The organism is Pseudonocardia parietis, assembly GCF_017876315.1.
Classification (GTDB): Bacteria; Actinomycetota; Actinomycetes; order Mycobacteriales; family Pseudonocardiaceae; genus Pseudonocardia; species Pseudonocardia parietis.
Genome location: NZ_JAGINU010000001.1, coordinates 4,458,605 through 4,473,807 on the forward strand (window position 1 = coordinate 4,458,605; position 15,203 = coordinate 4,473,807).

The window sequence follows — 15,203 nt, forward strand, 5'->3', positions numbered from 1 at the left end:
CGGTCACCGCACGCCCGCCTCCGCCCGTCGCCGGGCCAGGAAGCGCCGTTCCACCGGGTTGGTGGTCCGCGCCAGCGCCTGCTCGTAGGCCACCGCGGCCTCGCCGGCCCGGCCGAGCCGCGCGAGCAGGTCGGCGCGCGCGGCGGGCAGGTACGGGTAGGTCCCGAGCTCGGACGCCAGTGCGTCGATCTCGGCCAGGACCGCCGCCGGGTCCGCCCCGGGCAGCCGGCCGCGCGCCACCGCCCGGTTGAGCGCGACGACCGGGGACGGCCAGACCCGCAGCAAGGCGTCGTAGGTGGTCAGGATCTGCGCCCAGTCGGTCTCCGCCCAGCTCGGTGCGACGGCGTGCAGGCCCGCGACGCCCGCCTGCAGCGCGAAGCGTCCGTCCGGCCCGGCGCGCAACGCCGCGGTGACCAGCGCGAGCCCTTCCCGGATGAGCCCACGGTCCCAGCCGGACCTGTCCTGGTCGGGTAGCAGGACGAGCTCACCGTCGCTGCCGGTGCGGGCGCTGCCGCGGGCCTCGGTCAGCAGCATCAGCCCGAGCAGGGCCCGCGGCTCCGGCTCCCCGGGCAGCAGCGCGACGAGCATCCGGGCCAGCTCGATCGCCCGCCCGGTCAGCCCGGTGTCACGCAACCCGGACTCGCGCGGCCCGGAGCCGGGCCCGACGTGCCCGGCGGTGTAGACGAGGTGCACGACGGTGAGCACGGCGTCGAGCCGGGCCGGCAGCTCGTCGTCGGGCGGGACGCGGAACGGCACCCGCGCCGCGGCGATCTTGTTCTTGGCCCGGGTGATCCGCCGCGCGACGCCCGCCTCGCCGGTCAGCAGCACCGCGGCGATCGCGGCGACGTCCACCCCGCACACCAGCCGCAGGGTCAGCGCCACCTGCGACTCGCGGGCGAGCGCGGGATGGCAGCAGGTGAACACCAGCCGGAGCGGGTCGGTCGGCTCCGGGCCGCCGTCGTCGTCGCCGGACGGGGCTTCCACGAGCAGCGGGAGCGTGCGACGCAGCGTCGCCTCCCGCCGGAGCCGGTCCACCGCGATCCGGCGGGCGGTGGTGGTCAGCCAGGCCGCCGGGTTGTCCGGGACCCCGGCCCAGCCCGGCCAGCTCCGCAGGGCCCGCTCGACGGCCTCCTGCGCGCAGTCCTCGGCCAGGTCGAGGTCCCGGGTGAACCGCGCGGTGGACGCGACGACCACCGGCCACGCCGCGCGGAACACCTCCTCGAGACCGGTCATCCGGCGTCGTCGGGCATCTCCATGACCGGGCGCACCTCGACGTTGCCCGCGGGGCAGAACGCGGCGAGGCGCAGCGCGACGTCCAGGTCGGGCGCCTCGATCACGTAGAAGCCGCCGAGTGCCTCCTTGGTGTCGGCGAACGGCCCGTCGGTCACCAGCGGGCCGGTCTGCCCACCGGAGCCGCGGCGCACGGTGCTCGCGGTGGACGACCGTTCGAGGGCCTCCCCGCCGGTCACGCTCGCCCCGGCCGCCACCACGGCGGCCATGAACTCCTCGTGCAGCCGGAACTCGTCGGCGACACCCTCGGCGTCGACGGTGTCGTGCCAGTCCTCGGAGTCGTACATCAGGAACACGTAGCGGGCCATGGCGGCGATCCCTTCCGGTGTGAGCTGCGCGGTCACACTCCTGACGAACGGGCCGGGCCGGATCGGACACCGGTGTCGCGACATTCTCCACCGAGTTCCCGCCGCGGCCAGCCCGCCAGGTCCCGCAACAGCTGCCGGTCGTGCGTGGCGACGACGACCGCGGCGCCCGTCCCGCGGATCGCCTCGGTCAGCTCGTCGACCAGCGCCGACGACAGGTGGTTCGTCGGTTCGTCCAGCAGGATCGTCCCGGGCCGCCCGGCCAGGGCCAGCGCGAGATCGAGCCGGCGCTGCTGACCCTGCGACATCCGGCCCACCGGGGCGGTCAGGGCGTCGCGATCCAGCAGGCCGAGCGAGCCCAGCGGTACGACGTCGGCGTCGCGGAGCACCCCGCGGGCGACCAGGCGTCCCACGTATCGGGCGTGCACCTCACGGGCCGTGAGCCGGGGATCCTGCGCGGCGGTCTCCTGCTCGAGCCGGACGACCCGGGCGCCACTCGCCGTCCGGACGTACCCCTCGGTCGGCTCGAGCGAACCCGCCAGCACCGCGAGCAACGTCGACTTCCCGGCCCCGTTCGGCCCCGTGACCAGCAGCCGGTCACCGCCGTCGAGGGTGAGGTCGACCGGCCCGGCCAGCCGCCCCGCCACCACGATGCCGTGCGCCCGCAGCTGCGCCGCGCCCGGCCGTACACCGAGATCGGGCCAGCGCAGTGACGGCGGCGGCGCCGGGACGTCGAGCCGGTGCGCCTCGAGGGCGTCCTGCCGGCGGTGCAGCGCCTGCACGACGCCCGGGGCCCGGGACTGGCGCTGGTGCTTGCCGGTCCCCTTGTCCGGGCGCCACCCGGTGGTGAGCCGGTCGCGAGCCTTCGACACCGCGTCCTGCAGGCGCCGGTGCTCGGCCTGCTGCTCGGCGAAGTCGCGCTCCCAGTGCTCGCGCTCGCGACGCCGGGCGTCCTGCCAGGCGTCGTAGCCACCCGTGTACAACCGCGGCTTCCCGTCCCGGGTGGGGTCGAGATCGAGGAACTTCTCGGCGACGTCGCGCAGCAGCGCACGGTCGTGGCTGACGACGGCGATGCCTCCGGCGTGCTCGCGCAGAGTGCGGGTCAGGAAGTCCAGGCCGCCCGCGTCGAGGTGGTTGGTCGGCTCGTCGAGCAGCAGGACGTCGTGCCGGGCACCGAGCAGGCACGCCAGCCGGACCCGGTAGCGCTGCCCGACCGACAGCGTCGAGAGTGGACGGTCGCGGTCGGTGCAGGCGCCGAGGGCGTCGAGGGCGACGTCGACGCGGCGCTCGGCGTCCCACGCGTCGAGCCGGGTGGCCGCCTCGAGCGCGGCGGCGAACCGGTCGCCCGCCGTCTCGCCGCACACCGCCGCGCCGCCGGCTACCGCGCCGCCGGCTGCCGCGCCGCCGCCTGCCGCGTTGCCGGCCGCCTCGCTGCCGGCCGCCTCGCTGCCGGCCGCCTCGCTGCCGGCTACCGCGCTGCCCTCGGCCAGGGCGACGGTCGCCTCGTCGAGCGCCTGCAACGCGGAGAGGCTCGCTGCGAGGGCCTCGGAGGTGAGCGTGCCGACGGTCTCGCCGTCGCGGGCGGCCAGCTCCTGGCGGGCCAGCCCGATCGTGCCCGCCCGGTGCACGACGCCGTCGTCCGGCGCGATCAGCCCGGCGAGCACGTGCAGCAGCGTCGTCTTGCCGCGGCCGTTCTCGCCGACGACCGCGATCCGCGACCGGGCCGGGACGGTGACCGTGACGTCGTCCAGGACGCGCCGGGACCCGCGGGTGACGGTCACGCCCTCGGCCCGGACGTGGGCGCTACCGCCCGCCTCGACGGCGGTAGCGGGCAGGGCGGATTCGGGGGTGGGGTTCAACGGGTGCTCCGCAGCTCGCAGTGGAGCCGGGCAGCAGAAACGGGCCGCCCGGCGGGAACCGGAACGGCGAGCGCTGATTCGGGTGGGAGAAGGCGCCGCCGTCAGCGGGCGGAGCGGACCTTCTGCGACCAGATGCCTCGTGCCATGACGATCAGGCTAACGACGCGGGCGCGCGGCGGCATCCCGATTTCCGCCCGGCTCGCACGGCCGCACGTGTCGGCCGTGAGCGGAGCGACCTCGCTCAGCTTCCGTCGCGTGGTGGCGGGCCGCCCCAGCTCTCGTCGAGCAGGGAGAGCACCCCGCTCACGGCGGTGTGCGCCTCCGCCTGCGGGTCGTCGGGCCGGATCGCGAGCACCTCGGCTGCCAGACGCTGGATCAGCGCGTCGTCGCCGAAGCGGTGGCCGAACTCGGCGTAGGCCCGGAGCTCGCGGTGGACGAGTTCGCCCACCGGACCCGGGATCACCCGGCGGGCGTGCCCGGCCGCCGCTCGGTAATGCCCCTGCTCCCGGAGCGCGAGCCGAGGAGCGTCACCGGAGATCCCGGGTGGTCCCGGGAACAGTCTGATCGTCACGACGACCTCCCGTGCCTGCGAGATGCCGAGAAGTGTCCACCCGCAGCCCGGGACGACTCCTCGCCACGTTTGAGGATGAAACGAACGGCGCGCCGACAGGCACCCGACCTCGCACTACCGAGCTGCGACCACCCGGTGCGGGTGAGGCCGGGGCGCTCGGCCGGTCCTAGCTTCACTCCTCGTGAACTCGACCGCCACGGCGTACACCGGGGGTCTGCGGGGTCCCGGTGGGGCCGTCCCGTCCCGGCCCCTTCCGCGCGCGTTGATCATTCTGCTCGGCGCCGCGTCGGTGGTGATCGTCCTGACCGGGGCGCGGGCCGTGGCGTGGCTGATCGGCCCGGCCGCTCTCGCCCTGATCATCGTGATCGCGGTCGCCCCGGTCCGTAGCCGGCTGCATCGGATGGGTCTGCCGGGCTGGCTGAGCACGCTGGTGCTCGTACTGGCGGTCTACGCGATCATGATCGGGCTCGCCCTCGGGATCGTCGTCTCGGTCGCCCGGCTCGCCACCGAACTGCCGAACTACACCGGGCAGGCCGACGCGATGCTCCGGTCGGCGTCATCCGGGCTCACCGCGCTGGGTATCGGCCCGGAGCAGCTCGCGGCGGCGCGGGAGTCGCTGGACCTGGGCAAGGTGGCGGCGCTGCTGGGAGCGCTGGTCAGCAGCGTGGCGGGGCTGGCGTCCAACCTGGTGTTCCTGCTGGCGCTGCTGCTGTTCCTGGGGCTGGAGACCTCCGGGGCGACCGACCGGCTCGCGTCGATCGCCGTGGACCGGGCGCCCGTCGCCGACGCCCTGCGGAACTTCGCGCGCGGCTCGCGGCAGTACCTGCTCGTGACCACGGTCTTCGGGCTCATCGTCGCGGTGCTCGACACGATCGCACTCGCCATGCTGGGGGTCCCGCTCGCCATCACCTGGGGGCTGCTGGCCTTCATCACCAACTACATCCCCAACGTCGGCTTCCTCATCGGCGTGATCCCGCCCGCACTGCTGGCACTGTTCGTCGGCGGACCGGGACTGGCGGTCACCGTCGTGGTCGTCTACATGGTGCTGAACTTCGTCGTGCAGTCGTTGATCCAGCCGCGATTCATCGGGGACGCGGTGGGCCTCTCGGTCACGGTCACGTTCCTGTCGCTGATGTTCTGGGCCTGGCTCCTCGGCCCGCTCGGCGCGATCCTCGCCGTCCCGCTGACGCTGTTCTGCAAGGCGGTCCTGGTGGACATCGACCCGCGGGTCGGCTGGGCCGACGCGCTGCTGCGGTCGACCCCGGGTGACGCCGCGGTGAGCACAGCAGATGAGGTGGAGGAGATGCCACCGCAGGCGAGCGCGCCCGTGGACGGCCCCGGGGGGAACGGCGCACGGGCAGCCGATGCGGGCCCGGTCGCCCTGCCCGACGCCTCCGGGGAACCGCCCAGGACCGCGCCGCTCGGGTGAGTGCCCGCCTCTCCCCTGCTCCCGGCGCGAGGCGCGGTCACCGCCGCTCGGCGTAGCGCTGCCGCGCGCCCGGGCGACCGTGACCGTGTCCGTCGTCAAGCCTGACGATGTGATCTTGTCGCGCGAGGCGCATTCTGCGATGCGCACCGTCCGTGACCGCCCGTGGTGAACGAGACCTGCACGGGTCCGGGCCGGTGCGGGTCGCACGCCGTGCGGCCACCGGTGACAGCAGGACAGAGGGCGCCAGATGAAGCTCAGAACCCTGCACGAGGTACCGCTCGACGGAGTCGACGTTCCGTCCCCGGCCAGGTATCCGTGGAGCCACGACGGCTGCCCCAGGCCGCCCACGATCCCGCGCATCCCGCGCGTCAAGATCACTGTCCCGCCGCTCCCGTCCCGGTTCCTGAGGCGTGCCGGGTTGAACGACGCCCTCGACGCGGGAGCGTCGGCGGACTTCTCGCTCGTCTCCGCGCCCGCCGGGTACGGCAAGACGACGCTGCTCGCCGACTGGTCACGGAGCACGGGTCTCACCGACACCGCCTGGATCGCCGTCGACGGTGACGACAACGAACCCGGCAGGCTCTGGGCGTCGATCGTGGCATCACTCGCCCGCTGTGCCGCGGTCCCTCCCGGCAACCGGGTCCGTTCCGGGCCGGTGTGGCGGCCGGGCGCCGTTCCCGAGCTCGTCGCCGAGCTCGCCGACGCGTTGACGACGCTGCCGCAGCCCGTCCGACTGGTCCTCGACGACGTGCACGAGCTCGTCGACCCGGTGGCTGTGCACATCGTCCGGAGCCTGGTCCGGAGCATGCCGGCGACCGTCCGCATCGTTCTGGCCGCCCGGCTGGACCCTCCGCTGTCGCTGCCCCGCCTGCGCCTCGGCGGCCGGTTGCAGGAACTCCGCATGGAGCACCTCGCCTTCTCGAGTCAGGAGGTGGCGGCCCTGCTGGAAGCCTCGGGACTGCACCTGGCACCGGCGCAGGTCGATCTCCTGCACCGCCGCACGGACGGTTGGGCCGCCGGGCTGCAGCTCGCCGTGCGCGGTCTCGAGCAGGCCGCCGACCGCGACACCTACCTGGCGCAGTTCTCGGGCGCCGAACGTTCGGTGTCCGACTACCTCGCCGACGAGATCGTGGCCGGCCTGCCGGACGACGTTCACGACTTCCTGCGCCTGGTCAGCGTCAGCGACCCGGTGCCCACCGGGCTCGCCGCCGAGCTCACCGGGCGGGACGACGCCGGCAGCATGCTCGACCGGATCGCGCACCGGACGGCGCTGGTCACCACCACCGGGCAGGAGCCCGGCACGTACGGCGTCCACGAGCTCCTGCGCACCCACCTGCTCGCCGACCTCGAGCGCCGGGGCGGCCACCGGGCGACGCAGCTGCACGCGGTGGCCGCTCGATGGTGGGCGGAGCGCGACGAGTCCCGCCCTGCCCTCGACCATGCCGCACGCAGCGCCGACCCGGCCCTGCTCGGCGAGATGCTCCGTCGCTTCGCCGTGCCGCTGCTGCTGCGCGGAGACCGCCGACAGCTACGACACGCGTTGACGCGGGCCGGCTCCGACGCCGTCGCGGCGGACCCCTGGTTGTCCCTCGCCTCCTCGCTCGGCCACCTCGGGACCGGCGAGACGGCGGCCGCGCAGGCGGATCTCGCCTCGGCGCGTCGTTGCCTGCCGGACCGGGCCCCCACCGAGCTCGTCGTGCTCCGGACCGTGGCCGAGCAGTTCTGCGGCGGGGCGGCCGGCGCCGCCGCGGCCGCACTCCCGGACGCCGACCGGCCGTTGCCCGGGCCACAGACCGGGCCGCAGACCGAGGCGCTCGTGCGTCTCGCCCGGGGAAACGAACGCCTCGCGCACCGCGACCGGGCGGGCGCGCGGGCCGAGTTCACCGCCACACTGGAGCTGAGCCGCCGCCACGATCTCGGCTTCCTGCAGGAGCTTTCCCTCGTCCTGCTGGGGGTCGTTGCCGTCTCCTCCGGCGACCTGCGCACCACCCGGACGGTGTGCAGAGAGGTACTCGGCGCCGCGGGCGGCCACGACGACACGCCCGTGCCGGTCGCGGCCGCCGCCATGCTCGCGTACGCCGAGCTCGTGAGCGGCGAGACCGTCGGCGCCGAACGGGTGGCCGCCGACGGCCTCGACGCGGGTACCGGCGTGGCGTCACCGCCGCTGCGGTTCGCCCTGCGGGCCGTCCACGGTGCGGCGGGCTTCGACCTGGGAGACCGGGCGGGCGGGCTGGTCGAGCTCCAGCGGGCACGCTCGGACTTCGGCACCGAGGAGGCGAGCCCCGAGCAGTGCGCCGCGATGGCGATGCTCGAGTTCCGGGCCGCCCTGCTGCTCGGGCACCAGGCCGCCGCGCAGAGCGCACTCGCGTGGTTCGCGCAGCGGACCGGGGAGTCGGGCGAGCTGCTGATGATGCGTGCGTGGTCCGAAGCAGCGGGTTGCCACCGCGACCGCGCACGCAGCCTGGTCCGTCCGGTCCTGGAGGGCTCGGTCCCGGTGCTGCTCCCCGCCACGGTGGTCGACGCCTGGCTGCTGGAGACGGCCGTCGCCCTGTGGTCGAGCGAGCGGGTCGCGGCACGCCACGGGCTGGCGGCTGCCCTGGCCGCGGCGGAACCGCTCGACGCGCTGCGGCCGTTCACCCTGGCCGAGCCGGACGTCCGCACGCTGCTCATCCGCCATCACGGCAGCTTCGGGCCGTGGGACGACATCGCGAGCCGCGCGCTCGACGCCGGTCCCGGGGCGCCCCAGCAGGAGCTGCTGAGCGATCGGGAGCTCACGGTGCTCGGACTGCTCCCGTCCCTGCTGTCGCTCGAGGAGGTCGCCGCCGACCTCACCGTCTCGGTGAACACGGTCAAGAGCCACGTCCGGTCGATCTACGGCAAGCTCGGGGTGAGCAGCCGCCGCCAGGCCGTGGCCGTGGCCCGCCAGCGTGGCCTGCTCGGCGGCGCGGTCTGCGTGGCGGCCGGACCGCGCTGAAATGACAGCGCTGAGCGGACGGCCGGTCAGGCGTCCGGTTCCGGGCGGTCGTCCGCCGTGCCCTCGGCGCGCGTCGCGGAGTGCGGCCGGACGAGCTCGGCACTGGCGACCGCGGACACGACCAGGAGCAGGCCCAGCACGAGCAGCCAGGACAGCAGTGCCACGGCGACACCGGCCATCCCGTAGCGGGCGGCCTCCCGGTTCACCGCCCCGGGGAGGTAGTACCCGGACACGAGGATCACCGCGACCTGCCCGCCACCGGTGAGGGCGGCGCCCGGCAGCAGCGTTCGCCAGCCGACGGTGCCGCCGAGCAGCAGGTACAGGATCGGCCACCACAGCAGGACCGCCGCCACCGCCCGTACGACGATCCCGGTCACCGTGCCGTCCAGGACGCCGGCGAAGACCGGGCCGAGCAGCGCGAGCAGGGCGAACTCGCCGACCAGGGCGACCGCGGCGAGCAACCCGTGCAGGAGACCCCGGGCCCCGTGCGGCGGCACCTCCCAGCCGGCCAGGTAGGCGCGCTGCAGGGTCCGGGTGAAGCCGAGCACCGCCAGCACGAGCAGGATCGAGCTGAGCACGGTCAGCGGCTCGACCCCCGGCGGCTCCTCGAACAACCCGGCCAGCGCCGACTCCGCCTGTCCGGACGGGTCCAGGCCGGACACGAGCTCCCGGCCGGCGGCGCTGTGCTCCGGGACGAGGGCGGCGACCATCACGACGACCGGGACGAGTGCGACGAACGCCTGCGCGGACAGGGCGAGTGCGCGGTCGTACCCACCGATCGCGACCATCCGCCGGGGCACCCGCAGCACGAGCGAGTCCCCGTAGCGCAGCACGGCCCGGTCACGAAGTTCGAGCAGGTTCGCCATGATCACGCGGCACCCATCCGCACACCATGACGCGGCTCCGTCGCCGGCAGCTCACCCTCCGCGGGTGAGGAGGATCCACTCCCGGGGCACGACGCTGACCACACCTTTCTCGTCCCCTGCCCCGGGAGGTCCCGGATGTCTCTGTCCCAGAAACCAACGTCCCCCGAGTTCAAGGAGGTCCATCCGAACTCCGATGCGGGCCCGCTCGGCCTGCGCCGGTCGGCCTGGACGACCGGCCTGGCGTTCTTCGCCGGAATCCTCATGATCACCGCAGGCGTCTTCGGGGCGCTGCAGGGCATCGTGGCGCTGTTCCGCAACGAGGTCTACGTCGTCGGGCCGGAGTACGTCTTCGCCTTCGACCTCACGACGTGGGGCTGGGCGCACCTCGTCGTCGGCATCCTGCTCGCCGCCGCCGGCGCCGCTCTGCTCACCGGCCGGACCTGGGGCCGGGCGGTCGGGATCGGGATCGCGGTGCTGAGCATGCTCGCGAACTTCCTGTTCATCCCCTACTACCCCGTGTGGTCGATCGTGATCATCATCCTGAACGTCTTCGTGATCATGGCGCTGTGCGCCTACAACCGGGATCTCGCCAGGACCTGATCCCAGACCTGATCCCACTGCCACGACGCCGGGGGCACGCCTGCGGCGGCGCGGCGGGGTCCGCTCGACCCCACCGCGCCGTCGCAGGCCCGTCCCAGCTCAGACACCCGCAGGCAGGCCACCGGTCTCGGTGACCCGGCCACCGGCCCCGGCGGCGATCCGGCCGTCACCGATCGCGTCCACCAGCGCCCGATGGTCACGCTCGTTCTGATCGGCGTAGGCACGGGCGAACTCCCCGACGGCCCGGTCGAAGGAGGGCCCGGAACCGAGGTAGGCGGCGATGGCGATGCGGTCGCCGGAGCGGGCGTGCGCCTTGGCCAGGGTCCAGCCACACACCTCGCCGTAGATCCGCATCGCCTTCGGGCCCAGCGTCTCGATCTCCGCGGATCCCTTCCAGTCCCGCAGCTGGCGCAGGTAGAAGTCCCGGCGGTGCCCGTCGAAGCCCTGCACCCGCACCCAGCCGAGGAAGATGTCGCTGACGGTCTGCATGAGCCGCTGCCCGACCACGATCCGTCGGCCCTCGTTGCCGAACCCGCTCGGCCCGAGGAACGGCTCCAGCACGGACGGCGCCGCCTCCTTCGCCTGCAGGAAGAGCGGGTCCCGCCCGCCGTCACCGAGCAGCAGCGCCATGTACGTGCGGGCACCCACGCTGCCGACGCCGACGACCTTGCGGGCGACGTCCGCGAGCTCGTAGCGGTCGAACAGAACCCTGCGTTCCGGCTCGAGGTTCGCCCGATAGGCGCCCAGGACGTCCCGCAGGTCCGCGAGCACGTCGGTGCCCCGGTAGCCGTCACCGACGAGATCACGGGCGGGCGTGACCAGTGGCGGATCCGCGACGATGTAGGAGCGGCCCCCGTCGGAGCCGGCGAACCGTTCGAGCGCCCCGAGGTTGTCCTTGGTGTAGGCCTTGGCGATGGTGCGGGCGACCCGCTTGCGCCGATCGCCGCCGAGCCGCGGTGCCAGCTTCGCCTGCAGTGCGGCGACGTCGGCCACGGCGTACCAGACGTCGAGCACGGGCCGCTCGGCGAAGTCGCGCATCGCGCGCCGGTACGCGGCGACCGCCGCGACAACGCTCTCCCGACGCCGGGCCGCCCGGTGGCCGTTCTCCCGCCCGGCGATCTCCAGGCTGGTCGCCAGCCGCTTGACGTCCCACTCCCACGGCCCGGACATGGTCTCGTCGAAGTCGTTGATGTCGAAGACCAGGCGCCGCTCCGGAGAGCCGAAGACGCCGAAGTTGCCCAGGTGGGCGTCGCCGCACACCTGCACGTCCAGTCCGCTGCGGGGGGTGTCGGCGAGATCGCTCGCCATCGGCAGCGCCGCACCCCGGAAGTAACTGAACGGCGAGACGGCCATCCGGCTGTAGCGGATCGGGACCAGCTCGGGCACCCGCGTCGTGGCCTGCTGTTGCAGCAGGGTGAGCGGCTCGGGCCGGGTCGGGTTTCGGGTGAACTCCGCGTGGCCGGCGCGGGGAGCCTCGCCACGAGCGGACCTCCCGCGCGCCACGCTCTGCTGACGGGTCATCGCCTCCACCTCCATGGTGCGGGCCGCGGCTCAGTCGAGATGGGGCTCGGGCGCCCCGGACAGCGCCGCCCTGATCCACCGGTAGGCACCGGGCTCCACCGGGAGGTCGGCGACGTCCGCCGGGTCGAACCAGGCGACCTCGATCGTCTCGTGCAGGTCCGGCGCGGGGACGCCCCGCACGGGCCAGGCGTGCACGCACACCACGAACTGCTGGCGGACCTCACCGCCCGCGCTCACGACGACGAGCGACGGATCGGTGAACAGCCCGACCATCCCGGTGACCCGGACCAGCAGGCCGGACTCCTCCACCGTCTCGCGTACCGCCGCCTCGAGCAGGCTCTCGCCGACGTCGACACGGCCGCCCGGCAGCTCCCAGGCCCCGCTGTCCGCGCGGCGCACCAGCAACAGGCGGCTCCGGTCGTCCCGGACGGCGACGAACACCGACGGGGACACCACGGTGGCGACCGGAGCGCTCCGGTCCCGGAAGTGGACCCGGCGGACGCGGCCGACGCCGTCGGGCACGGTCCCGGGTTCGGTCGTCGTCCCGCTCACCCTGTCCCCCGATCCCCCGCCGCGACTCCGGCGCCGGGAACGTGGATCGTCGCCGGACCGGTGTCGCGGGGGCATCCCCCGCGCCGGGTGAGCAGCAGTCATCCGGCCGGGGTGACGCGGTGGACGGCGGACGGCGGCCATGGTCGGCCCGTGACCATCCCGAGCAGTGCGGACGTCCCCGGCCCCGCGGTCCCTGCCGTGTCGATGTCGCGGCCTGCGCCGCCGTCGGTCCCCCGCCGTCTCGCCGCCGCCGGCGCGGTGCTCGCCCTGCTCGCCGCCGGCGCGCTCGCGCTCGGCGCGGCGCTGCGGGACCCGCTGCGGGCGGTGCTGCTGCCGGTGCTCGTCGTCGCCTGCGTGATGGCCGCGTGGACGGCGGTGGTCAACCAGGGCCGGCGGCGGGTGGCCGCCGCCGTGGTGGCGCTCGCGGCCCTCGCGATGCTCGTGGTGATGCTGCTGACCGGGTCGCCGGTGCGGCTCGTGGTCGTGGTCGTGCTGGTCGTGGCCGCTGCGGGGGCGGCGCGCGTGGCCGTGGCCCACGATCTCGCGCCCGCACCGGGCGTCGCCCGTGCGGTCGGGCCCGCGCGCCACGGTGTGCTGATCATGAACCCGTTGTCGGGTGCGGGGAAGGTCGTCCGGTCCGACCTGGCCGCACGGGCACGCGGCGCGGGCGTCGAGCCGGTACTGCTGGAGCGCGGGGACGACCTGCGCGCGCTGGCCGAGCGGGCGATCGCCCACGGAGCCGACGTGATCGGGATGGCGGGCGGCGACGGGTCGCAGGCCCTGGTCGCCGATGTCGCCCGGCGCCACGACGTCGCGTTCGTCTGTGTTCCCGCCGGCACCCGCAACCACTTCGCACTCGATCTCGGGCTCGACCGCGCCGACGTGGCGGCCGCGCTGGACGCCTACGGCGACGCCGTCGAACGGCGGGTCGACCTGGCGGTGATCGGCGATCGCGTCTTCGTCAACAACGCCTCGCTGGGGGTGTACGCCACGGTCGTCCGGTCCGACGCCTACCGCGACGCGAAGCTGGCGACCACCGCCCGGATGCTGCCCGAGCTGCTCGGCCCGGACGCACCGACCTTCGACCTGCGCTTCACGCTGCCCGCCGGTGGCACCGCCGCCACGACGGACGTCCTGCTCGTCTCCAACGGCCCGTACCGCCTCGGCAGCCTCAACGGGTTCGGCACCCGTGCGCGGCTGGACACCGGGCGCCTCGGCATCGTGACGGTGACCGTGGACCGGGCGCGGGACCTGCCGGTCCTGCTGGCCGCCGAGGCGCGGGGGCGCCTCGAGAGCTTCCACGGCTACCGGGAGTGGACGACGCCGGTGTTCCGGGTCGACTCCGCGCAACCCCTGGTCGACGTCGGCGTCGACGGTGAGGCGTTGCGGCTCGTCCCGCCGCTGGAGTTCCGCTCGCTGCCGGGTGCGCTGCGGGTGCGGGTCCCGGTGCACGCGCCGGGCGCACCGCCCGCCGCCGTGGCCCCGGCCGGGCCCGGCGAGGCCGCCACCGCCCTGGTCCGGGTGCTCGCCGGGCGCCCGGCGCGCTGAGGGTTACCGGGAGGCCCGGGCCCGGTGCGCCTGCTTCGACGGCGCGTGCTCCGCCGGCGCCGGGTCCGCGGCGGGAATCTCCACGGGGCTCTGGGCGGGGGCCGGCGCCGTCGACCACGTCAGCTCGATCTCCAGCTCGACCTCGTCGCCCTCCACCTCGACCTCGACCTCGCACCGCACCTGGTCGGGGACGTGCAGCACGAGCGTGCTCGCGCCCAGTGCCACCTCGGCCCGGCCGCTGTCGGCCAGGGCGGCGGCCAGGGCCGCGAGCCGGCGGGCGGCCTCCTGGCGGCTGAGGGTCTCGGTGCGGCTGACTTCGACATCCGGCACGGGAGTGCTCCGTTCACGATGAGTGGGGCGGGATCCGGACGAGCAGTCTGCGCAGCGCACCGGGCCGGCAGCGCCACCCCTTTCAGATGATCGGCCCGGGCCGGTGGCCGCGTCCCCCGCGCCGGGTGCGGCATCCGCGACCCGCCGCGACCGCGGCGAGCTCGGGCAGCGGCCCGCGCTCGCCCGTCACGGGTGATGCCGGGCCGCCGCGACCGGACGACGGTGGTGCCGTCGGCGACCCCGCGATGCGGCGGCCCGTGCGGCACGAACGGAGGAGCGTGGCGATGTCGTTCTGGGACGTGGTGCTGTCCATCTTCTGGTTCATGATCCTGTTCACCTGGATCTGGTTGCTGATCGCGATCCTCGGCGACATCTTCCGGGACCACCAGCTGTCGGGCTGGGGCAAGGCGCTCTGGACGTTGTTCCTGGTCGTCGTGCCGTGGCTCGGAGCGCTGGTCTACCTGATCGCGCGCGGCCGGTCGATGAACGAGCGCGCCGCCGCCCAGGCCCGGCAGTCCGAGGAGGCCTTCGGCCGCTACGTCCGGGATGCCGCGGCGAGCGGCGGGACGAGCACCGCCGACGAGATCGCGAAGCTCGTCGCGCTGCGGGAGCGCGGCACCCTGTCGGCCGAGGAGTTCCAGCAGGCCAAGAGCGCGGTGCTCGGCACGGGATCCGGCCCGGCGGCACCGGGACGTGCGGACGTGCACGCCATCGGGTCCGCGACACCCGTGAGCTGACGGCCGGGCGCACCCACGACCTCGCGCCGGAGCCGGCATGAGCAGCAGCGCGATGACGGGACGGGCGTACGACGAGCTGAGCCGCTCGGAGCGCAGGTGGGTCCTGATCACGACGACGCTCCGGTCCGTCGCGTCGGTGACACTGCTGACGGTCGCGTACTACGTCGTCCCGCTGGACCGGTCGCTCGACGCCGGCACCGCGGTCCGGTTCGTGCTGGGCCTGCTGCTCGTCGCCGGCGTCCTCGGCTGGGGGGTGCGCGCCGTCCTCACCTCCGGCACGCCGCGGCTGCGCGTGATCCGGGCGGTGGCGGCCGGGCTGCCGGCGCTGTTGCTGTTGTTCGCCGCGACCTACGTCCTGATCTCGCAGAGCGTCCCGGGCAGCTTCAGCGAGCCGCTCGACCGGACCGATGCGCTCTACTTCACCGTCACCGTTTTCGCCACCGTCGGATTCGGCGACATCGCCCCCGTCGACGAGGTGGCCCGCGTCATCACGACGATCCAGATGGTGGTGAACCTGATCGCCGTCGGGGTGATCGCGAAGGTCCTGTTCGGCGCGGCGGACCTGGCGGTGCAGCGCCGCGCACGGGGCGACGAGCCGTCCCGGCCGGCCCCCTGACGACG

At 74.6% G+C, this 15,203-nt stretch carries 14 protein-coding genes; 6 read left to right on the forward strand and 8 right to left on the reverse strand.

The features are described 5' to 3' along the window. Positions 1-3: 3 nt before the first annotated feature. The 4 genes from JOF36_RS21130 to JOF36_RS21145 all read right to left on the reverse strand — a co-directional run bounded on the left by JOF36_RS21130 (position 4) and on the right by JOF36_RS21145 (position 4,025). Positions 4-1,233 (reverse strand): RNA polymerase sigma factor, encoded by a 1,230-nt coding sequence (locus JOF36_RS21130; RefSeq protein WP_210029926.1) that lies wholly within the window; start codon positions 1,231-1,233, stop codon positions 4-6. Next, positions 1,230-1,634, reverse strand: coding sequence for a YciI family protein (locus tag JOF36_RS21135; RefSeq protein ID WP_307862500.1), 405 nt, complete (start codon positions 1,632-1,634; stop codon positions 1,230-1,232). Before JOF36_RS21135 ends, JOF36_RS21130 begins: the two co-directional genes overlap by 4 nt. Further along, entirely contained in the window at positions 1,631-3,454 is a 1,824-nt protein-coding gene (locus JOF36_RS21140) for an ABC-F family ATP-binding cassette domain-containing protein (RefSeq protein WP_210029928.1), read from the reverse strand. Before JOF36_RS21140 ends, JOF36_RS21135 begins: the two co-directional genes overlap by 4 nt. A gap of 241 nt (positions 3,455-3,695) precedes the next feature. Beyond that, entirely contained in the window at positions 3,696-4,025 is a 330-nt protein-coding gene (locus JOF36_RS21145) for a hypothetical protein (RefSeq protein ID WP_210029930.1), read from the reverse strand. Positions 4,026-4,206: 181 nt separating this feature from the next. Here JOF36_RS21145 and JOF36_RS21150 point away from each other — a divergent pair, with 181 nt between their 5' ends. Both JOF36_RS21150 and JOF36_RS21155 read left to right on the forward strand, forming a co-directional pair. Next, positions 4,207-5,454 (forward strand): AI-2E family transporter, encoded by a 1,248-nt coding sequence (locus tag JOF36_RS21150; protein ID WP_307862501.1) that lies wholly within the window; start codon positions 4,207-4,209, stop codon positions 5,452-5,454. 247 nt (positions 5,455-5,701) lie between these two features. Beyond that, complete coding sequence (locus JOF36_RS21155; RefSeq protein WP_210029932.1) at positions 5,702-8,428, forward strand: winged helix-turn-helix domain-containing protein; 2,727 nt, start codon at positions 5,702-5,704, stop codon at positions 8,426-8,428. A 26-nt stretch (positions 8,429-8,454) separates the two neighbouring features. Here JOF36_RS21155 and JOF36_RS21160 read toward each other — a convergent pair whose 3' ends face one another. After that, on the reverse strand, positions 8,455-9,294 hold the full coding sequence (locus JOF36_RS21160) for a YhjD/YihY/BrkB family envelope integrity protein (RefSeq protein ID WP_245352306.1): 840 nt from the start codon (positions 9,292-9,294) through the stop codon (positions 8,455-8,457). 135 nt (positions 9,295-9,429) lie between these two features. Here JOF36_RS21160 and JOF36_RS21165 point away from each other — a divergent pair, with 135 nt between their 5' ends. Continuing rightward, positions 9,430-9,894: a DUF7144 family membrane protein gene (locus JOF36_RS21165; RefSeq protein ID WP_210029950.1), complete on the forward strand. Its 465-nt coding sequence runs from the start codon at positions 9,430-9,432 to the stop codon at positions 9,892-9,894. 99 nt (positions 9,895-9,993) lie between these two features. Here the strand turns inward: JOF36_RS21165 and JOF36_RS21170 are convergent, their stop codons facing one another. Both JOF36_RS21170 and JOF36_RS21175 read right to left on the reverse strand, forming a co-directional pair. Then, complete coding sequence (locus tag JOF36_RS21170) at positions 9,994-11,415, reverse strand: DUF2252 domain-containing protein (RefSeq protein ID WP_245350929.1); 1,422 nt, start codon at positions 11,413-11,415, stop codon at positions 9,994-9,996. 30 nt (positions 11,416-11,445) lie between these two features. Next, entirely contained in the window at positions 11,446-11,967 is a 522-nt protein-coding gene (locus JOF36_RS21175; RefSeq protein WP_307862502.1) for an NUDIX hydrolase, read from the reverse strand. A gap of 150 nt (positions 11,968-12,117) precedes the next feature. Here JOF36_RS21175 and JOF36_RS21180 point away from each other — a divergent pair, with 150 nt between their 5' ends. Beyond that, entirely contained in the window at positions 12,118-13,515 is a 1,398-nt protein-coding gene (locus tag JOF36_RS21180; protein WP_307862503.1) for a diacylglycerol/lipid kinase family protein, read from the forward strand. A gap of 3 nt (positions 13,516-13,518) precedes the next feature. Here the strand turns inward: JOF36_RS21180 and JOF36_RS21185 are convergent, their stop codons facing one another. Next, positions 13,519-13,845 (reverse strand): amphi-Trp domain-containing protein, encoded by a 327-nt coding sequence (locus JOF36_RS21185; protein ID WP_210029955.1) that lies wholly within the window; start codon positions 13,843-13,845, stop codon positions 13,519-13,521. Positions 13,846-14,129: 284 nt separating this feature from the next. Here JOF36_RS21185 and JOF36_RS21190 point away from each other — a divergent pair, with 284 nt between their 5' ends. Both JOF36_RS21190 and JOF36_RS21195 read left to right on the forward strand, forming a co-directional pair. Beyond that, on the forward strand, positions 14,130-14,582 hold the full coding sequence (locus tag JOF36_RS21190) for an SHOCT domain-containing protein (RefSeq protein ID WP_210029957.1): 453 nt from the start codon (positions 14,130-14,132) through the stop codon (positions 14,580-14,582). 37 nt (positions 14,583-14,619) lie between these two features. Next, positions 14,620-15,198, forward strand: coding sequence for a potassium channel family protein (locus tag JOF36_RS21195; protein WP_245350930.1), 579 nt, complete (start codon positions 14,620-14,622; stop codon positions 15,196-15,198). Positions 15,199-15,203: the final 5 nt, after the last annotated feature.